Below are 17,950 nucleotides of genomic sequence, written 5' to 3' on the forward strand. Positions count from 1 at the left end.
ATGGGCGAACCGGGGCCCTTCGAACCCGACGTCACCGCGCCCGACGGCGCGCCCGAGCCCACCCCCCTGCCCCACCCGACCGACGGGATCCCCGACCTCGCGGTGAGCATCCGCGAGATCGAGGCCGCCGCGCGGCAACTGGAACGCGGGCGCGGGCCGTTCGCGGTGGACGCCGAGCGGGCGTCGGGCTTCCGCTACTCCAACCGGGCCTACCTGATCCAGATCCGGCGGGCGGGCGCCGGCACGGTGCTCGTCGACCCGGTCAGCCACGGCGGCGACCCGCTGACGGCGCTGCGGCCGGTCGCCGAGGTGCTGGGCAGCGACGAATGGATCCTGCACTCCGCCGACCAGGACCTGCCGTGCCTGGCCGAGGTCGGCATGCGGCCGCCGGCCCTCTACGACACCGAGCTGGCCGGGCGGCTGGCCGGATTCGAGCGGGTGAACCTGGCGACCATGGTCGAGCGGCTGCTGGGCTTCGGGCTGGCCAAGGGTCACGGCGCGGCCGACTGGTCCAAGCGCCCGCTGCCCGCCGAGTGGCTGAACTACGCGGCGCTGGACGTCGAGTTGCTCATCGAGCTGCGCGCGGCGATCGCGGACGTGCTGGCCGGGCAGGGCAAGACCGGCTGGGCCGCAGAGGAATTCGAGTATCTGCGGGCGTTCAAGACGGGAGATGGCGACGGCGTGCCGGCGGCGCGCCGGGAGCGCTGGCGGCGAACGTCGGGGATCCATCGGGTGCGCGACCGTCGCGGGCTGGCGGCGGTGCGCGAACTGTGGCTGGCGCGCGACCGCATCGCGCAGCGCCGCGACATCGCGCCGCGCCGCGTGCTGCCGGATTCGGCGATCATCGACGCCGCCCTCGCCGACCCGAAGACGGTCGAGGAGATCGTCGAGTTGCCGGTGTTCGGCGGGCGCAACCAGCGCCGCAGCGCCCAGGTGTGGCTGGCGGCGCTCAGGGCGGCCCGGCAAAGCGAGGACCCGCCGGAGAACGCCGAGCCGCCCAACGGGCCCCCGCCGCCGGCGCGGTGGAGCAGGCGCAAGCCGGAGGCCGCCGCGCGGCTGGAAGCCGCCCGCGCGGCGCTGGGGGAGGTCTCGCAACGGGTGCACGTCCCCACCGAAAACCTGATCTCGCCCGACCTGGTGCGCCGGCTGTGCTGGGACTGGGAGCCGAGACCGGACCCGCTGGCGGCCATCGACGAGTTCCTGCGCGCGGGCCAGGCGCGGTCGTGGCAGCGGGAACTCGTCGACCCCGCGTTGGCGCGGGCGCTGCAACCGCCGGACGACGAGGCCGACGACTAGTCGAGGCGCTCGGGGATTTCCGCCTCGGTGGCTTCATTGACCTTGGCGCCCAGCGCCGCGACCCAACCGGTGATGCGGCGGGCGATGTCCTGGTCGGTCAGCCCCTGGGCGGCCAGCACCTCGCCCCGCGAGGCGTGCTCGTAGAACTGCTGCGGCAGGCCGACGTCGCGGCAGGGCGTGTCGATCTCCGCGCGCCGCAGCGCCGCCGACACCGCCGACCCGACCCCGCCGTTGACGCCGTTGTCCTCGCACGTGACGACCAGCTTGTGCCGCGCGGCCGCCTCCACGATGCCGTCGGACACCGGCAGCACCCAGCGGGGGTCGATCACCGTCACCCCGATGCCCTGGTTGTGCAGCCGCTTGGCCACGTCGAGCGCCATCGGCGCGAACGCGCCGACGGCGACCAGCAGGACGTCGTGGTTGCACCCCGCCGCGGGCACCGCGAGCACGTCGATGCCCGCAATGCCCGACCCGCGGCGCTCCAGGGCCGGAATGTCTTCGCCCACATCGCCTTTGGGGAAGCGAAGGGCCGTCGGCCCATCTTTGACGTCGAGCGCCTCGCCGAGTTCCTCGCGCAACCGGGTGGCGTCGCGGGGTGCGGCCACCCGGATCCCGGGCACGATGTTCAACATCGACAGGTCCCAGATGCCGTTGTGGCTGGCGCCGTCGGAGCCGGTGACCCCGGCCCGGTCGAGCACCATGGTGACCGGCAGCTTGTGCAGCGCGACGTCCATCATGATCTGGTCGAAGGCCCGGTTGAGGAACGTCGAATAGATGGCGACCACCGGGTGCATGCCGCCCATCGCCAGCCCGGCCGCCGAGGTCATCGCGTGCTGCTCGGCGATGCCGACGTCGAACAGGCGATCCGGGAACTGCTGCCCGAACGCCGAAAGCCCGGTGGGCCCGGGCATGGCCGCGGTGATGGCCACGACGTCGCGGCGCTTCCTGGCGTAGGCGATCAGCGCGTCGGAGAAGGTGGCCGTCCAGCCCGGGCCGGCGACCTTGGTGGCCAGCCCGGTGGCCGGGTCGATCACGCCGCAGGAATGCATCTGCTCGGCCTCGTCGTCCTCGGCCGGGCCGTAGCCCATGCCCTTGCGGGTGACGACGTGCACGATCACCGGGCGCCCGAAGCCGCGGGCGTGGCGCAGCGCCACCTCCACCGCGCGCTCGTCGTGCCCGTCGACCGGCCCGACGTACTTCAGGCCGAGGTCGGTGAACAGCAGCTGCGGCGACAGCGAGTCCTTGATGCCGGCCTTGACGCTGTGCATGAAGCGGTAGGCGAGCTGGCCGAACAGGGGCAGCGACCGCACCATGTCCCGGCCGCGCTCCAGGGCCTGCTCGTAGGCCGGCTGCAGCCGCAGGGTGGCCAGGTGGTCGGCGACGCCGCCGATGGTGGGCGCGTAGCTGCGGCCGTTGTCGTTGACGACGATGATCACCGGGCGGCGCGAGGCGGCGATGTTGTTCAGCGCCTCCCAGCACATGCCGCCGGTGAGCGCGCCGTCGCCGACGACCGCGACGACGTGCCGGTTGCGGTGCCCGCTCAGCTCGAACGCCTTGGCCAGGCCGTCGGCGTACGACAGCGACGCGCTCGCGTGGCTGGACTCGACCCAGTCGTGCTCGCTTTCCGCGCGCGACGGATACCCCGACAGGCCACCCTTCTTGCGCAGGCTCTCGAAGTCGTGGGAGCGCCCGGTGAGCATCTTGTGCACGTAGGCCTGGTGGCCGGTGTCGAAGATGATCGGGTCGTGCGGGGAGTCGAACACCCGGTGCAGCGCCAGCGTCAGCTCGACGACACCCAGGTTCGGTCCCAGGTGCCCCCCGGTGGCAGCGACCTTGTGAATCAGGAACTCGCGAATCTCACCGGCCAGATCGCGGAGTTGCCGTTGGGAAAGGTGCTGCAGATCAGCGGGTCCGCGGATCTGTTCGAGCATCCCGTCAGTCTACGCAGCCATCCCGGCAGATCAGAGTCCGCGCCGCGTCTTTGGTAGCGTCAGACGGCGGTGCGCCGGGAAGCCTGGTCGGCAGTGAAGTCCAAGAAGTCCAAGCAGTCCATGCAGTCCACGTCGTCCCCGACCCGGAGCACATCATGACCCCAGTCGCCGCGCCTCAGACGTATCGTCGCATCATGCGCGCCGAGCAAATCGCCGAGGACTTTCCCGTCGTCGGCATCGACGCCGACGCACTGGACGCCGCCCGCATGCTCGCCGAGCACCGACTGCCCGGCCTGGTGGTCACCGACGCGTCGGGGCGCCCGTACGCGGTGCTGCCCGCCTCCCAGGTGGTGCGGTTCATCGTGCCCCGCTACGTGCAGGACGATCCGTCGCTGGCCGGCGTGCTCAACGAATCCACGGCGGACCGCTGCGCCGAACGGCTGGGCGGCAAGACCGTGCGCGACGTGCTGCCCGACCATCTGGTCGACATACCGCCGGCCAAGGCCGACGACACCATCATCGAGGTGGCGGCGCTCATGGCGCGGCTGAGAAGCCCCCTGGTCGCGGTGGTCGGCGAGGACAAGGCGTTGCTCGGCGTCGTCACCGCGTCGCGTTTGTTGGACGCCGCTTTGAGGCGCTGATATCCCCAAAGCCCTGAGCGCCCAGGACAATCGATGAGCATCGTCGCGATCGTGGTGTTCGTGGTCGCCTATGCGCTGATCGCCAACGACCGCTTCAACAAGACCCTGGTGGCCTTGGCCGGCGCGGCGATCGTGGTCACCCTGCCGATCATCACGTCCGGCGACGTCTTCTACTCCCGCGAATTCGGAATCGACTGGGACGTAATCTTTTTGCTCTTGGGCATGATGATCATCGTCAGCGTGCTGCGCCAGACCGGCGTGTTCGAATACGTGGCGATCTGCGCGGCCAAGCGCGCCAAGGGCTCCCCGTTGCGCATCATGATCCTGCTGGTCATCGTCACCGCGGTCGCGTCGGCCCTGCTCGACAACGTCACGACGGTGTTGCTCGTCGCCCCGGTCACGCTGCTCGTCTGCGACCGGCTGGCGATCAACGCGGCGCCGTTCCTGATGGCCGAGGCGATGGCGTCGAACATCGGGGGCACCGCGACGCTGGTCGGCGATCCGCCCAACATCATCATCGCCAGCAAGGCCGGCCTGACCTTCAACGACTTCCTGATCCACCTGACGCCGATCGTGATCATCGTCATGGCGGTCCTCGTCCTGATGCTGCCGCGGCTGTTCCCGGGCGCGTTCGCCGTCGACCCCGAGCGGGTCGCCGACGTCATGGCGCTCGAGGAGAAGGAAGCCATCCGGGACCGCGGCCTGCTGGTCAAGTGCGGCGTCGTGCTGGTCGCGGTATTCGCCGCGTTCGTCGCCCACGCGCCGCTGCACATGGATCCTTCCGTGGTGGCGATGCTGGGCGCCGGCATCCTGATCGTGGTCTCCAAGCTCGAGCAGACCGACTACTTCTCCAGCGTCGAGTGGGACACGCTGCTGTTCTTCGCGGGGCTGTTCATCATGGTCGGCGCCCTGGTCAAGACCGGTGTCGTCAAACAACTGGCGCACTTCGCCGTCACCGCGACCGGCGGCCACACCCTGCTGGCGACCATGGTGATCCTGGGCGCGTCCCTGGTGATCAGCGGGGTCGTCAACAACGTTCCCTACGCCGCGACGATGACGCCGATCGTCGCCGACCTGGTGCGGGACCTGACGGACCACGCCAACCACGCGGCGCTGTGGTGGGCCCTGGCGCTGGGCACCGACTTCGGCGGCAACCTGACCGCCATCGGCGCCAGCGCCAACGTCGTCATCCTGGGCATCGCCAGGCGTGCCGACAACCCGATCTCGTTCTGGGAGTTCACCCGCAAGGGCGCGATCGTGACGGTGATGTCGGTCGCGCTGGCCGCGCTCTACCTCTGGTTGCGCTACTTCGTGTGGGTCTGAGCACGACCATGACCGAAGGTTCGGAGGCCGCGCGATGAGCGTCGTCGCCGTCACGGTGTTCGTCCTCAGCTACGCGCTGATCGCCAGCGACCGCGTCAACAAAACGCTGGCGGCGCTGGCCGGCGCGGCCATCGTGGTCACCTTGCCGATCATCAGCTCGGACGACGTCTTCTACTCCCACACGACCGGAATCGATTGGGACGTCATCTTTTTGTTGCTCGGCATGATGATCATCGTCAGCGTGCTGCGGCAGACCGGGGTGTTCGAATACGTGGCCATCTGGGCGGCCAAGCGCGCCCGCGGCTCGCCGTTGCGCATCATGATCCTGCTGGTCGTGGTGATGGCGGTGGGTTCGGCGTTGCTGGACAACGTCACCACGGTGCTGCTCATCGCGCCGGTCACCCTGTTGGTGTGCGAGCGTCTGGCGATCAACCCGGCGCCGTTCTTGATGGCGGAAGTCTTCGCGGCCAATATCGGAGGTGCGGCGACGTTGGTCGGCGACCCTCCCAACATCATCATCGCCAGCCGGGCGGGGTTGACATTCAACGATTTTCTCGTGCACATGGCGCCGGTCGTCCTGCTGGTCATGGTCGTGTTCGTCGCCCTGTTGCCGCTGTTGTTCCGCGGCTCCTTCGCGGTCGACCCCGATCGCGTCGCCGACGTCGTGTCGCTGGACGAGCGGGAGGCGATCCGGGATCGCCGCCTGCTGGTGAAGTCCGGCGTCGTCCTGCTGCTCGTTTTCGCCGCCTTCATCGCACATCCCGTGCTGCACATGCAGCCGTCGCTGGTGGCGATGCTCGGCGCCGGCGTCCTCGTCGTGATCTCCCGGCTCGGGCGCTCCGACTACCTGTCGAGCGTCGAGTGGCACACCCTGCTGTTCTTCGCCGGGCTGTTCATCATGGTCGGGGCTCTGGTCAAGACGGGCGTCATCGACCAGTTGGCGCGGGTGGCGAGCACCCTCAGCGGCGGCAACGAGGTGCTCACCGTGTTCCTGATACTCGGTGTCTCAGCCCCGGTATCGGGCATCATCGACAACATTCCGTACGTCGCGACGATGACGCCGGTCGTCACCGAACTGGTTGCGGCCATACCGGGTGGGGCCAACCCCGACACGCTGTGGTGGGCGCTGGCACTCGGCGCGGACTTCGGGGGCAACCTCACCGCGGTCGGGGCCAGCGCCAACGTCGTCATGCTCGGAATCGCCCGTCGCGCGGGACATCCCATCTCGTTTTGGGAGTTCACCCGCAAGGGCATTGTGGTCACGGCCATCTCGCTCGCGTTGGCGGCGATCTATTTGTGGCTGCGCTACTTCGTGTGGGGCTGATCCCGCGGCCCTACCGGCTCAGCAGCGCAACCGATTCGGTGTGATGGGTCAGCGGGAACGCGTCGAACACCCGGATCTTCTCCACGGTGTAGCCGTGGGCGCGGTACAGGCCGACATCGCGCGCGAAAGACGCCGCCTCGCAGCCGATGTGGACCACGCGCGGCACGCCGGCGGCGGCCAGTAGCTCGATGACCTCCCGTCCGGCGCCTGCCCGCGGCGGATCCAGCACCGCGACGTCCGCGGTGCCGCCGCCGTCGCGTTGCGCCTGCAGCGCCCGCCGCACCGAATCGGTCACGACGTGCACCTGCGGCAGGTCCGCCAGCGCGGCGCGGGCCGCCCGCGTCGCCGAGCGCGAGGTGTCCACGGTCAGCACCCGCCCCGACTCCCCCACCGCCGCGCCCAGCGCGGCCGCGAAAACGCCGGCGCCGCCGTAGAGGTCCCAGACCGTCGCGCCCGCAACGGGTTGCGCCCACTCGGAGACCAGGCCGCTGTAGACGCCCGCGGCGTCGCGGTGCGCCTGCCAGAACGCGGTGACGGGTACCCGCCAGCTGCGCGCGCCCACCCGCTGCGCCGCGTCGTAGGCCCCCTCGACCGCCTCCGTCGCCGCCCGACGGCCCCGCCGCCGGGTGCACACTATGTGGCGCTCGCCGTCGTCGTCGACCACCAGATGCAGCTGCGCGCCGGGCGGCCAGTCGGCGTCCTCCAGCCCGTCCAGCATCCCCGGCGGCAGCTGCGCGCAGCGCAGGTCGGTCACCAGCTCGTCGCTGTGGTAGCGGTGGAAACCCGCCCGGCCGTCGGCGCCGACGTCCAGCCGCACCCGGGTGCGCCAGCCGGTGACCCCGGGCGACAGCGGCTCGGCCTCCCCGGCCCACTGATGCCCGCCGAGGCGCTGCAGCTGGTTGGCCACGACCTGCGCCTTGAGCGTCCGCGCGGCCGACGGGTCGGCGAACGCGAGATCGCAGCACCCGGCACCGTCCGCCCCGGCGATCGGGCACAGCGACGCGATGCGATCGGCCGACGGCTCGATCACCTCGACAGCCTCGGCGTGCCAATAGGATTCGCGCGCCACGGTTACCCGCGCCCGCACCCGCTCGCCGGGCAGGGCGTAGCGGACGAACACCACGCGGCCCTCGTGGTGCGCGACGCAGCTGCCGCCGTTCGCGGGCGCGCCGGTGACAAGCGTCAGCTCGGTGTTCAATCGAAGATGCCCCGCCGGGCATCGCCGGGCGCCGCGTGCGGGTGGAACGCCTTGAGTCGCTCCGACGAACTCAATTGCCAGGGAACGGAAGTGACCATCACGTTGGGCATGAACAGCAACCGCCCCTTGAGCCGTAGCGCGCTTTGGTTGTGCAGCACCTGCTCCCACCAATGGCCCACCACGTATTCGGGGATGAACACCGTCACCACCGTGCGCGGCGACTCCTTGCTGACCCGCTTGACGTAGTCGAGCACCGGGCGGGTGACCTCACGGTAGGGCGAGGCGATGACCTTGAGCGGCACACTGATGTCGCTTTGCTCCCACTTGTGCACCAGCTCGCGGGTCTCCGCGTCGTCGACGCTGACCGTGATGGCCTCGAGCACATCGGGGCGGGTGGCGCGCGCGTAGGCCAGCGCGCGCAGGGTCGGCAGGTGCAGCTTGGACACCAGCACCAGCGCGTGGTTGCGGCTGGGCAGCACCACGTCGTGCTGGGCGGCCTCCTGTTCCTCCAGTTCCCGGCTGACGGTGCGGTAGTGCCGGTGAATCATCTTCATGATCACGAACAGCAGGCCCATCGCGAACAGCGCGATCCACGCCCCCGCGACGAACTTGGTGATCATCACGACCAGCAACACCGCGCCGGTGGACAGCAGCCCGACCGTGTTGACCACCCGGGAACGCATCATCTTGCGCCGCGCCCGCGGGTCGGTCTCGGTGCGCAGCAACCGCGTCCAGTGCCGCACCATGCCGATCTGGCTCAGCGTGAACGAAATGAACACGCCGACGATGTACAGCTGGATCAGCGCGGTGACCTCGGCGCGAAACGCGATGATCGCCAAGAGGGCCGCCGCCGACAGGAACAGGATGCCGTTGGAGAACGCCAACCGGTCTCCGCGCGTGTGCAGTTGACGCGGCAGGTAGCTGTGCTGCGCCAGGACCGAACCCAGCACCGGGAACCCGTTGAACGCGGTGTTGGCCGCCAGCACCAGGATCAGCGCGGTCACCGCGGCGATCAGCAAAAAGCCGATGTGAAAGCTGCCGAACACCGTGTCTGCCAGCTGGGCGACCAGCGTCTTCTGGTAGTAGTTCGGTGGCGCGCCGGCCAGCTGGGTCGCGGGGTCCTCGACGAGCTGTACGCCGATCTTCTCGGCCAGCACGATGATGCCCATCAGCAGGGTCACCGCGATGCCGCCCAGCATCAGCAGGGTGGTCGCGGCGTTGCGGGATTTGGGTTTCTCGAAGGCCGGCACCCCGTTGCTGATCGCCTCGACCCCGGTCAGCGCCGCGCAGCCCGAGGAGAACGACCGCGCCACCAGGAACGCCAGTGCGAAGCCGACGACCTGGCCGTGCTCGGGATGCATCTGGAAGCCCGCGGATTCCGCCCGCAGCGGGTCGCCCAGCACGAAGATGCGGAACAAACCCCACCCGATCATGACGACGATTCCGACGATGAACGCGTACGTCGGGATCGCAAAGGCCACACCGGATTCGCGTACCCCGCGCAGATTGAGCGCCATCACCAAAACGATGGCCGCCACGCAGAAGAACACTTTGTGCTGGCCCACGACCGGGATGGCCGAGCCGATGTTCGACATTGCCGATGCCGTCGAAACCGCAACGGTCAGAACGTAATCCACCATCAGGGCGCTGGCGACCACGAGACCGGCCGTGTCGCCGAGGTTGGTGGTGACCACCTCGAAGTCGCCCCCGCCCGACGGGTAGGCATGCACGTTCTGCCGGTAGCTGGCCACCACGACGAGCATGACCGCCGCCACGGCCAGACCGATCCACGGCGTCAGCACGTACGCGCTCACCCCGGCCACCGACAGCATCAAAAAGACTTGCTCGGGCGCGTAGGCCACCGAGGACAGCGCGTCCGAGGCGAACACCGGCAGCGCTATCCGCTTGGGCAGCAGAGTGTGGCTCAACCGGTCGCTGCGAAACGGCCGGCCGATGAGCAACCGGCGCGCAGCGGTCGAAAGTTTGGACACGAGAGCCAAGGGTAAGCCCACCCGGGCTTGATAGCGTTTCGTAGGCGACAATGTTGCGGACGGACCGAATCGGCTGGCCAGCCCGGGTTGCCGATGGAACAGCGCAGGACGCAGCCGGGAGGACCTCAGTGCGCGTGGTGGTGATGGGTTGCGGCCGGGTCGGCTCCTCCTTGGCCGACGGCCTGTCGCGAATCGGCCACGACGTGGCCGTCATCGACCGGGACAGCGCCGCGTTCAACCGGCTGAGCCCCGAGTTCGCCGGGGAGCGGGTGCTGGGCCAGGGGTTCGACCGCGACGTGTTGCTGAGGGCCGGCATCGAGGAGGCCGACGCGTTCGCCGCGGTGTCGTCCGGGGACAACTCCAACATCATCTCCGCCCGGCTGGCCCGGGAGACCTTCGGCGTCCAGCGCGTCGTCGCCCGGATCTACGACGCCAAACGCGCCGAGGTCTACGAGCGCCTCGGCATTCCCACGATCGCCACGGTGCCCTGGACCACCGACCGCCTGTTCAACGCGTTGACCCGGGAGAGCGAGACCGCCAAGTGGCGCGACCCCACCGGCACGGTGGCCGTGGCCGAGCTGGATCTGCACGAGGACTGGGTGGGCCGCCGGGCCACCGAGCTGGAGCAGGCCACCGGCGCGCGGGTGGCGTTTTTGATCCGGTTCGGCACCGGGGTGCTGCCGGAGCCCAAGACCGTCATCCAGGCCGGCGACCAGGTTTACATCGCCGCGATATCCGGCCGCGCCGCCGAGGCCGTGGCCATTGCGGCCCTGCCACCCAGTGAGGATCTCGACTCGGGAGAGCAGCGCAGATGAAAGTAGCCGTCGCCGGGGCGGGCGCGGTCGGTCGGTCGGTGAGCCGCGAGCTCGTCGCCAACGACCACGACGTGACCCTGATCGAGCGCAACCCCGAGCACGTCGACGTCGACGCCATCCCGGCCGCGCACTGGCGCCTGGGCGACGCCTGCGAACTGAGCCTGCTGCAGTCGGTGCACCTCGAGGACTTCGACGTGGTGGTCGCCGCGACCGGCGACGACAAGGTCAACGTGGTGCTCAGCCTTCTGGCCAAGACCGAGTTCGCCGTGCCGCGGGTGGTGGCCCGGGTCAACGATCCCCGCAACGAGTGGCTGTTCACCGACGCGTGGGGCGTGGACGTGGCGGTGTCCACGCCGCGCATGCTGGCGTCGCTGATCGAGGAGGCCGTCGCCGTCGGTGATCTGGTGCGGCTCATGGAATTCCGCCGCGGCCAGGCCAACCTGGTGGAGATCACCCTGCCCGACAACACGCCGTGGGGCGGCAAGCCGGTGCGCCGCCTGCAGCTGCCGCGCGATGCGGCGCTGGTCACGATCCTGCGCGGGCCGCGCGTCATCGTGCCCGAGGCCGACGAGCCGCTCGAGGGCGGCGACGAGCTGCTGTTCGTCGCGGTCACCGAGGTCGAGGACGACCTGCGCAAGCTGCTGCTGCCGGACACCGAGCCGTCCGGCTGAGCGGAGCTATTCGGCGGCGGGCTGCTCCGCGGCGGCCAGCGCCCGCCGGGCGGCCTTGATCGCCACGTAGGTCGCCAGCGCGGCCAGCACGGTCAGCGGCCAGCCCATTCCGATCCGCGCCACCCCCAGCCAACCGGTCTGATCGGCGTCATAGAGGAGCCGCTGCACCACGAACCGGGCGCCGAACACCAGCACCCAGCACAGCGTGGCGACGTCGAAGGCGTAGACGGCCCGCGGCACGGCGCGCCAACCGCGGTCGCGCCCGCCGGCCCAGCTCCAGGCGTAGCCGACCAAAGGCCGGCGGATCAGCACCGACACCGCGAACACCACCGCCCACAGCAACGACATCCAGATGCCCATCAGGAAGTAGCCCTTGGCCTGCCCCAGCAGGTAGGCGATCAGCGCGCACACGGCGACGCCGATGAACCCGGACACCGCCGGCTGGGTCGAGTCGCGCCGGATCAGCCGCCACACCAGGACCAGCCCCGCGACGCCGAGCGCGGCCGCGATCGCGGGCAACAGACCCGACAGGCTGGACACCGTCACGAAGACCACGACGGGCAGCGACGAGTAGACGACCCCGCTCACCCCGCCGACCTGTGCCAGCAGGCGTTCCGCGCCGACCCGCTCGGTGGTCACGGTCGCGCCCCCGCTTGGGTGGGGGCCGTCACCGCTCAATTTCGTAGCGCGGGTTGTAGATGGCCTTGGTGCCGTTCTCGAGCTTGCCCATCCGGCCGCTCACGCGAAGCGTGCGGCCGGAGTCGATGCCGGGAATGCGGCGCTGGCCCAACCAGACGAGGGTGACGGTGTCGGTGCCGTCGAACAGTTCGGCGCGGATCCCGCCGGCGCACCCCTTGCCGTTCGTCTCCACGCTGCGCAGGGTGCCGATCATCGTGACTTCCTGGCCGCGCTCGCAATCGATCGCGCGCTGCGCGCCGGCGCTCGCGACTTCGTCCGACAACTCCTCGGAGTCGAGTTGCTCCGGGTCTTCGGTCAACCGACGGGTCAGCCGGCGCAAATAACCTTGGGCCCCCATGGCCCCTCCTGACGATGCTTGATAAGCCTCGGCCTTGTCTAATGCCAACGGACACCGTAGACCTCTTGGTTCCCCGGCACCAAACCAATCAAACGTGATGTTGGACCCACCATCGCGGGCGGGCAATATCGAGGGGTGCCTGTCGATTTGCGGGGTGTCACGACGGTGGTGCTGCCGGGCACCGGATCCGACGATGACTACGTCTACCGGGCGTTTTCCGGGCCGCTGCGGGCGGCGGGAGCGACGCTCGTCGCGCCGCCGCCCCGCCCGGACCGGTTGGTCGACGGCTACCTGGGGGCGCTGGACGACGCCGCGCGCGACGGCCCGATCGGCGTCGGCGGCGTCTCGATCGGCGCCGCGGTGGCGACGGCGTGGGCGCTGGCGCATCCCGATCGCACGGTCGCCGTCCTGGCCGCGCTGCCCGCCTGGGCCGGCCCCCCCGGGGCCGCGCCCGCCGCGCTGGCCGCCCGGTACTCGGCGTCGCGGTTGCGCGCCGACGGTTTGGCGGCGGCGACGACGCAGATGCGGGCGTCCAGCCCACCGTGGTTGGGCGACGAGCTGGCCCGCTCCTGGCGCGCGCAGTGGCCGCTGTTGCCCGGCGCGATGGAGGAGGCGGCGGCCTACGTCGCCCCCAGCCGCGACGAGCTCGCCCGCCTGGCCGCACCGCTGGCGGTGGCCGCGGCCGTCGACGACCCGATCCACCCGCTGCAGGTGGCCGTCGACTGGGTCGACGCAGCGCCGCGAGCGGCGCTGCGGACGGTGACGCTGGATCAGATGGGCGCGGACACCGCCGCGCTGGGCGCGGCGTGCCTGGCCGCGCTCGCCGAGCTGTAGCAGCCCGACCGCACCGGGCCTGCGCACAGATCGCGGGTTGGCGCACAAGAACGCGCGCTGGGCGCAGTCTTGACGCGCCTCGACGGGCCTGTGGCTAGCCGCCGGTCGTGGTGCGCAGCTGCTGCATGGCCGACCCCTCGGCGCTGCGGCGCGCGGCCGGCTCGGCGGGCGGCTGTTGCGCTTGGGCCTGCTGCTGCTGCGCGGCGGCGGCCGCCCGCAGCTGTTCGGCCATCGGCTCGGGCAGCTGCACCGGCAACGGCGTGCGCACCGGCAACGGCGTGTCGCCGCGGCGAACGACGGTGTCCGCCAACGCGGCTCGCGCCTCCTGCTCCAGCGCCTCGATGGTCTCGTGCGGGCCGTTGACGACGCACCGGATCATCCAGCGGTAGCCGTCGACCCCGATGAAGCGGACCGCGCCGGACGCGGTGCCCACCACTTCCCGCCCCCAGGGGCCGTCTTTGATGCTGACCTTGGCCGAGTCCTGGCGCAGCGACTCGGCGAGTTCGGCGGCCACCTCCCGCCACAGGCCCGCGGTCTTGGGCGCCGCGTAGGCGGCGATCGTGAAGCGCCCGTTGGGCGTGACGACCCACACCGCGCTGGGCACGCCGGTTTCGGTCAGCTCGACCTGCAGCTGGCCGGCCTCCGGCATGGGAATGAGCACCGAGCCCAGGTCGAGCCGGGCCAGCTCGGCGACCGCGGGGTCGTCGAAGTCGTCGATGTCGAACGGTCCCTCGAGTTCTTCGACCAGTTCGTCGTCGTTCTGCGCGGAAGGCTCAGCGCCTTGAACCTCGATGCCGTCGTCCGACTTCTCGCCGTCGCCCTTGCCCGAACGTCTGCCAAATGCCATCACAAACTCGCATGTCCTCCGGAAGAACCGTGACCGCCGTCGCCACGGGATGTCTCGGCCAGGCCGACCTCGTCGAAGGACGACACCTCGACCAGATCGACCAATTCGACGCGCTGGACCAGCAATTGGGCGATGCGATCACCGCGGCGCACCACGATGGGCTCGGCCGGGTCGAGGTTGATCAGCGCGACCTTGATCTCGCCGCGATAGCCGGCGTCGATGGTGCCGGGGCTGTTGACGATCGAAAGCCCCACGCGCGCAGCCAATCCCGAGCGCGGGTGGACCAGGCCCACCATCCCCAACGGGATGGCGACCGCGACCCCGGTGCGCACCAGGGCGCGCCGCCCCGGGTCCAGTGTGACGTCTTCCGCGCTGAAGAGATCGACCCCGGCGTCGCCCTCGTGGGCGCGGCTGGGCAGCGGCAGCTCGGGGTCGAGGCGGACAACTTTGACTTCAAAGGCCAGACTGGTCGACACGGGGCCACAGACTACCCTTGACCGCGTGTCTGGTACGCGCGTCGCGCCGCACAGCGTGCGATATCGCGAACGACTCCGGGTCCCCTGGTGGTGGTGGCCGCTGGCCTTCGGGCTGGCCGGGCTGATCGCATTCGAAGTCAACCTCGGCGTTCGCTCCCTGCCCGACTGGGTGCCGTACGCGACGCTGTTCGTCGTGGCGGCGGGGGCGCTGCTGTGGCTGGGCCGCATCGAGATCCGCGTCACCACCGGCCCCGACGGGGTGGAGCTGTGGGCCGGCGACGCGCACCTGCCGGTCACCGTGATCTCCCGCTCCGCCGAGGTAGCGCGCCCGGCAAAATCGGCGGCGCTGGGACGCCAGCTCGACCCGGCGGCGTATGTGCTGCATCGGGCGTGGGTCGGCCCGATGGTTCTGGTGGTCCTCGATGACCCAGACGACCCGACGCCGTACTGGCTGGTGAGCTGCCGTCGCCCCGACCGGGTGCTGTCGGCATTGCGTAGCTGACCGATCAGGCCGCGCAGTCGGTACAGATCATCACGCCGTTCTTCTCGCTGGCGAGACGGCTGCGGTGTTGAACCAGAAAACAGCTCGAGCAGGTGAACTCGTCGGCCTGCTTCGGAATGACGCGTACGGACAGCTCCTCGCCGGACAGGTCGGCGCCGGGAAGTTCGAAAGATTCTGCGGATTCGGATTCGTCGACGTCGACCACGGCCGAGGCCGCTTCGTTCCGTCGCGCTTTGAGCTCCTCCAGCGAGTCTTCCGAGACGTCGTCCGTCTCGGTACGCCGCGGAGCGTCGTAGTCGGTAGGCATATCTATCCCCTGCCCTATCCCCTCAACGGGCCTCGTTTACCTCAAGCAACGCTTTGTACCAGCGTCGAACGCATCCACCAAACGATTCGTGCCCGTATCACGCGCCATTAAGGTGTGATTTACGTCACACAGTGGGGTTGACCCTCGTCCCCGATCTCAAACCCTCCGTTTAGAGTGCAGCTGTGGTCGCACAAATCACCGAGGGTACCGCTTTTGACAAGCACGGTAGGCCCTTTCGGCGCCGCAACCCCCGGCCCGCGATCTTCGTGGGGGCCGTCCTGGCGGTGGTCACCGCGGTGGTGTGGATCGTGGCGCTGACGCGACCGGCCAAGGTGCACGAGGCCGCGGTGTGCAACCCGCCGCCGCAACCGCCCGGGTCGGCCGAGTCGGCCGTGCCCCAGCTCGGGGAGCTGGTGTCGCGCAGCGCCATGGCGGACGTCAACCCGGCCAAACTGGCCGACACCAAGGTCCGCGTCCTCAACGCCAGCGGCCGCGGCGGTCAGGCCGCCGACGTCGCCGGCGCGATGAAGGATCTTGGCTTCGCACAACCCACCGCGGCCAACGACCCCATCTACGCCGGGACCAGGCTCAACTGCCAGGGCCAGATCCGCTTCGGCACGGCAGGGCAGGCCACCGCCGCCGCGGTGTGGCTCGTGGCGCCGTGCAGCGAGCTGTTCAACGACAACCGCGCCGACGACTCCGTCGACCTCGCCCTCGGCACGGAGTTCACCGCGCTGGCCCACAACGACGACATCGACGCGGTGCTGGCCAGCCTGCGCCCCGGAGCCACCGAACCTTCGGATCCCCTACTGCTGCAAAAGATTCACGCCAGCAGCTGCTGATCAATCCCCCGGCGGCAGTCGGCCGTCGAAGCCACCGAAGCGGCTCAGCGCCGCGATCAGCTCGTCCGCGATGCCGGGCGCGGCCGCGACCACCAAGCCGGCGCCGGCCGGGTCGTCGGGCCCCGGCACCACCACCCGCGCCCCCGCCTCCGCGGCGATCAGCGCCCCCGCCGCGCGGTCCCACACCTGCAGCCCGTGCTCGTAGAAGGCGTCCAGCCGACCCGCGGCGACCATGCACAGGTCCAGCGCCGCCGAACCGATGCGACGGACGTCGCGCACCAGGGGCAGCATCCGCGCCAGCAACGCCGCCTGGCTCGTGCGCCGTTGCCGCGCGTACCCAAAGCCGGTGCCCAGCAACGCCATCGACAAGTCCTCGACCGCGGCGCACCGCAACGGTTGCGTCCCCCGGCCGTCGCTGACGTGCGCGCCGAGGCCCGCCGCCGCCGAGTAGACGCGGCCGGCGACGACGTCGGCAACCGCGCCCGCCACCGACACGCCGTTGATCTGCGCGCCGACCGACACCGCATAGGCGGGGATGCCGTAGACGAAATTCACTGTGCCGTCGATGGGATCGAGCACCCAGGTGACCGCGCCACCGGCCCCGGAGTCCGCGGGCCCGCCGCCCTCCTCGCCGAGAATCGGGTCACCGGGCCGCAGTTGGGCCAACCGATCCCGCAGCAGCCGCTCGGTCTCGGTGTCGACCACGGTCACGGGGTCGGTAGGGGTGCTCTTCGATCGCACCGCGCCGGACACGCCGGCCGCCTTGGCGCCGAAAACCTCGGCGCGCCGGCGTCGCACGAACTCGGCCGCCTCGGCGGCCAAATTCTCGGCCACGGAACGCAGTTGCGCGGGCTGGGCTGATTGACCTGCGGGACGCGTCACCGCTCCATCGCATCACAGCCACCACGACGGCGCGGAGCCCGGCTATGGTGGGCGGACAGGCCAGCTCTCGCCGAGGAGTTCCGATGACCAGCACCGACTCGACAACGGACACGCCCCCCAGCACGCCGGCCGGCGGGGAGCGGCGTCGCGGGTTCGGCGTCGACGTCGGCGGCAGCGGCATCAAGGGCGGCATCGTCGACATGGACACCGGGCTGTTGATCGGCGAACGGATCAAGCTGTTGACCCCGCAGCCGGCCACCCCGTCGGCCGTCGCCAAGACCATCGCCGAGGTGGTCGACGGATTCGGCTGGACCGGCCCGCTCGGGGTGACCTATCCCGGCGTCGTCACCCACGGCATCGTTCATACGGCGGCCAACGTCGACAAGTCGTGGATCGGGACCAATGCGCGCGACGTGATCAGCGCCGAACTGAACGGCCAGGACGTCGTGATCCTCAACGACGCCGACGCGGCCGGGCTCGCCGAGGAGCGCTACGGCGCGGGCCGCGACCAGACCGGCCTGGTGGTGTTGCTGACGTTCGGCACCGGGATCGGGTCGGCGGTCATACACAACGGGACGCTGATACCCAACACCGAGTTCGGCCACCTCGAGGTGGGCGGCAAGGAGGCCGAGCAGCGGGCGGCGTCGTCGGTCAAGGAGCGCAACGGCTGGAGCTTCGAAAAGTGGGCCAAGCAGGTCACACGGGTGCTGGTGGCCATCGAGAACGCGATCTGGCCGGATCTGTTCATCGCCGGTGGCGGCATCAGCCGCAAGGCCGACAAATGGGTGCCACTGCTCGAAAACCGCACCCCGGTGGTGCCCGCCGCCCTGCAGAACACCGCGGGCATCGTGGGCGCGGCGATGGCGGCGACCTTCGACGTGACGCACTGAATTTCGGCCGGTCGGCGGGTACGAGCGCGCACTGTCGTTACAATGGTCCTCGGCGACCGCCCGAGAAGAAAGCGTGCGAACATACACGCCGATATCAGCGCCGACATTCGACATAGCAGACACTTTCGGTTAACCATGCCCAGA

19 protein-coding genes are annotated in these 17,950 nt (G+C 70.2%); 10 read left to right on the plus strand and 9 right to left on the minus strand.

Annotated elements, in window-relative coordinates; genetic code table 11:
• Positions 1 to 1,296: an HRDC domain-containing protein gene (locus BST11_RS17040; RefSeq protein ID WP_083139106.1), complete on the plus strand. Its 1,296-nt coding sequence runs from the start codon at positions 1 to 3 to the stop codon at positions 1,294 to 1,296.
• Here the strand turns inward: BST11_RS17040 and dxs are convergent.
• Positions 1,293 to 3,227, minus strand: coding sequence for a 1-deoxy-D-xylulose-5-phosphate synthase (gene dxs, locus BST11_RS17045; protein ID WP_083139107.1), 1,935 nt, complete (start codon positions 3,225 to 3,227; stop codon positions 1,293 to 1,295). The two genes, BST11_RS17040 and dxs, sit on opposite strands and share 4 nt — an antisense overlap.
• A gap of 194 nt (positions 3,228 to 3,421) precedes the next feature.
• Between dxs and BST11_RS17050 the strand changes: the two genes are divergently transcribed.
• Genes BST11_RS17050 through BST11_RS17060 form a run of 3 tightly spaced genes read left to right on the plus strand, consistent with a single transcriptional unit; the run spans position 3,422 to position 6,515 of the window.
• Positions 3,422 to 3,868, plus strand: coding sequence for a CBS domain-containing protein (locus BST11_RS17050; RefSeq protein WP_083139108.1), 447 nt, complete (start codon positions 3,422 to 3,424; stop codon positions 3,866 to 3,868).
• Positions 3,869 to 3,901: 33 nt separating this feature from the next.
• Complete coding sequence (locus BST11_RS17055; protein WP_083139109.1) at positions 3,902 to 5,191, plus strand: ArsB/NhaD family transporter; 1,290 nt, start codon at positions 3,902 to 3,904, stop codon at positions 5,189 to 5,191.
• A gap of 34 nt (positions 5,192 to 5,225) precedes the next feature.
• Positions 5,226 to 6,515 carry an ArsB/NhaD family transporter gene (locus tag BST11_RS17060; protein WP_083139110.1) on the plus strand — a complete coding sequence of 430 codons (1,290 nt, stop codon included), beginning with the start codon at positions 5,226 to 5,228 and terminating at the stop codon, positions 6,513 to 6,515.
• A 10-nt stretch (positions 6,516 to 6,525) separates the two neighbouring features.
• Here the strand turns inward: BST11_RS17060 and BST11_RS17065 are convergent, their stop codons facing one another.
• Together BST11_RS17065 and BST11_RS17070 are read right to left on the minus strand one after the other, a co-directional pair.
• A complete protein-coding gene (locus BST11_RS17065; RefSeq protein ID WP_083139111.1) occupies positions 6,526 to 7,713 on the minus strand; it encodes a class I SAM-dependent RNA methyltransferase in 1,188 nt (395 codons plus the stop codon).
• Complete coding sequence (locus BST11_RS17070) at positions 7,710 to 9,704, minus strand: APC family permease (RefSeq protein WP_083139112.1); 1,995 nt, start codon at positions 9,702 to 9,704, stop codon at positions 7,710 to 7,712. The genes BST11_RS17065 and BST11_RS17070 overlap by 4 nt, the downstream gene beginning before the upstream one ends.
• A gap of 128 nt (positions 9,705 to 9,832) precedes the next feature.
• On the opposite strand from BST11_RS17070, the gene BST11_RS17075 reads away from it, so the two are divergent.
• Both BST11_RS17075 and BST11_RS17080 read left to right on the plus strand, forming a co-directional pair.
• Complete coding sequence (locus tag BST11_RS17075) at positions 9,833 to 10,519, plus strand: potassium channel family protein (protein ID WP_142276404.1); 687 nt, start codon at positions 9,833 to 9,835, stop codon at positions 10,517 to 10,519.
• Positions 10,516 to 11,190, plus strand: a complete 675-nt coding sequence (locus BST11_RS17080) for a potassium channel family protein (RefSeq protein WP_067325601.1) — start codon at positions 10,516 to 10,518, stop codon at positions 11,188 to 11,190. Before BST11_RS17075 ends, BST11_RS17080 begins: the two co-directional genes overlap by 4 nt.
• 6 nt (positions 11,191 to 11,196) lie before the next feature.
• Here the strand turns inward: BST11_RS17080 and BST11_RS17085 are convergent, their stop codons facing one another.
• Positions 11,197 to 11,829, minus strand: coding sequence for a DUF3159 domain-containing protein (locus tag BST11_RS17085; protein ID WP_083139113.1), 633 nt, complete (start codon positions 11,827 to 11,829; stop codon positions 11,197 to 11,199).
• Between the two features lie 28 nt (positions 11,830 to 11,857).
• Positions 11,858 to 12,226 (minus strand): OB-fold nucleic acid binding domain-containing protein, encoded by a 369-nt coding sequence (locus BST11_RS17090; RefSeq protein WP_083139114.1) that lies wholly within the window; start codon positions 12,224 to 12,226, stop codon positions 11,858 to 11,860.
• A gap of 135 nt (positions 12,227 to 12,361) precedes the next feature.
• Between BST11_RS17090 and BST11_RS17095 the strand changes: the two genes are divergently transcribed.
• Complete coding sequence (locus tag BST11_RS17095; protein WP_083139115.1) at positions 12,362 to 13,060, plus strand: hypothetical protein; 699 nt, start codon at positions 12,362 to 12,364, stop codon at positions 13,058 to 13,060.
• 94 nt (positions 13,061 to 13,154) lie between these two features.
• On the opposite strand, the gene BST11_RS17100 is transcribed toward BST11_RS17095, so the two are convergent.
• Together BST11_RS17100 and dut are read right to left on the minus strand one after the other, a co-directional pair.
• Positions 13,155 to 13,907 carry a DUF3710 domain-containing protein gene (locus BST11_RS17100; protein ID WP_169834925.1) on the minus strand — a complete coding sequence of 251 codons (753 nt, stop codon included), beginning with the start codon at positions 13,905 to 13,907 and terminating at the stop codon, positions 13,155 to 13,157.
• Positions 13,907 to 14,383 (minus strand): dUTP diphosphatase, encoded by a 477-nt coding sequence (dut, locus tag BST11_RS17105; protein ID WP_083139117.1) that lies wholly within the window; start codon positions 14,381 to 14,383, stop codon positions 13,907 to 13,909. Before dut ends, BST11_RS17100 begins: the two co-directional genes overlap by 1 nt.
• A 25-nt stretch (positions 14,384 to 14,408) precedes the next feature.
• Here dut and BST11_RS17110 point away from each other — a divergent pair, with 25 nt between their 5' ends.
• Entirely contained in the window at positions 14,409 to 14,885 is a 477-nt protein-coding gene (locus tag BST11_RS17110; RefSeq protein ID WP_082958146.1) for a DUF3093 domain-containing protein, read from the plus strand.
• 4 nt (positions 14,886 to 14,889) lie between these two features.
• On the opposite strand, the gene BST11_RS17115 is transcribed toward BST11_RS17110, so the two are convergent.
• Complete coding sequence (locus BST11_RS17115) at positions 14,890 to 15,192, minus strand: DUF4193 domain-containing protein (RefSeq protein WP_003919098.1); 303 nt, start codon at positions 15,190 to 15,192, stop codon at positions 14,890 to 14,892.
• A gap of 182 nt (positions 15,193 to 15,374) precedes the next feature.
• Here BST11_RS17115 and cei point away from each other — a divergent pair, with 182 nt between their 5' ends.
• Complete coding sequence (gene cei / locus BST11_RS17120; protein WP_083139118.1) at positions 15,375 to 16,034, plus strand: envelope integrity protein Cei; 660 nt, start codon at positions 15,375 to 15,377, stop codon at positions 16,032 to 16,034.
• Here cei and BST11_RS17125 read toward each other — a convergent pair whose 3' ends face one another.
• Positions 16,035 to 16,916 (minus strand): inositol monophosphatase family protein, encoded by an 882-nt coding sequence (locus tag BST11_RS17125; RefSeq protein ID WP_083139119.1) that lies wholly within the window; start codon positions 16,914 to 16,916, stop codon positions 16,035 to 16,037.
• An 83-nt stretch (positions 16,917 to 16,999) separates the two neighbouring features.
• Between BST11_RS17125 and ppgK the strand changes: the two genes are divergently transcribed.
• Positions 17,000 to 17,806: a polyphosphate--glucose phosphotransferase gene (gene ppgK / locus BST11_RS17130; RefSeq protein WP_067325576.1), complete on the plus strand. Its 807-nt coding sequence runs from the start codon at positions 17,000 to 17,002 to the stop codon at positions 17,804 to 17,806.
• Positions 17,807 to 17,950 lie beyond the last annotated feature (144 nt).

It is taken from the genome of Mycobacterium alsense (genome assembly GCF_002086635.1).
Taxonomy (GTDB): domain Bacteria; phylum Actinomycetota; class Actinomycetes; order Mycobacteriales; family Mycobacteriaceae; genus Mycobacterium; species Mycobacterium alsense.

Bases quoted from the DNA above. Each gene is read 5' to 3' on its own strand.
- BST11_RS17040 (WP_083139106.1), top strand. From the start codon at position 1: ATGGGCGAACCGGGGCCCTTCGAACCCGACGTCACCGCGCCCGACGGC.
- dxs (WP_083139107.1), bottom strand. From the start codon at position 3,227: ATGCTCGAACAGATCCGCGGACCCGCTGATCTGCAGCACCTTTCCCAA.
- BST11_RS17050 (WP_083139108.1), top strand. From the start codon at position 3,422: ATGCGCGCCGAGCAAATCGCCGAGGACTTTCCCGTCGTCGGCATCGAC.
- BST11_RS17055 (WP_083139109.1), top strand. From the start codon at position 3,902: ATGAGCATCGTCGCGATCGTGGTGTTCGTGGTCGCCTATGCGCTGATC.
- BST11_RS17060 (WP_083139110.1), top strand. From the start codon at position 5,226: ATGAGCGTCGTCGCCGTCACGGTGTTCGTCCTCAGCTACGCGCTGATC.
- BST11_RS17080 (WP_067325601.1), top strand. From the start codon at position 10,516: ATGAAAGTAGCCGTCGCCGGGGCGGGCGCGGTCGGTCGGTCGGTGAGC.
- BST11_RS17090 (WP_083139114.1), bottom strand. From the start codon at position 12,226: ATGGGGGCCCAAGGTTATTTGCGCCGGCTGACCCGTCGGTTGACCGAA.
- BST11_RS17100 (WP_169834925.1), bottom strand. From the start codon at position 13,907: ATGGCATTTGGCAGACGTTCGGGCAAGGGCGACGGCGAGAAGTCGGAC.
- BST11_RS17115 (WP_003919098.1), bottom strand. From the start codon at position 15,192: ATGCCTACCGACTACGACGCTCCGCGGCGTACCGAGACGGACGACGTC.
- ppgK (WP_067325576.1), top strand. From the start codon at position 17,000: ATGACCAGCACCGACTCGACAACGGACACGCCCCCCAGCACGCCGGCC.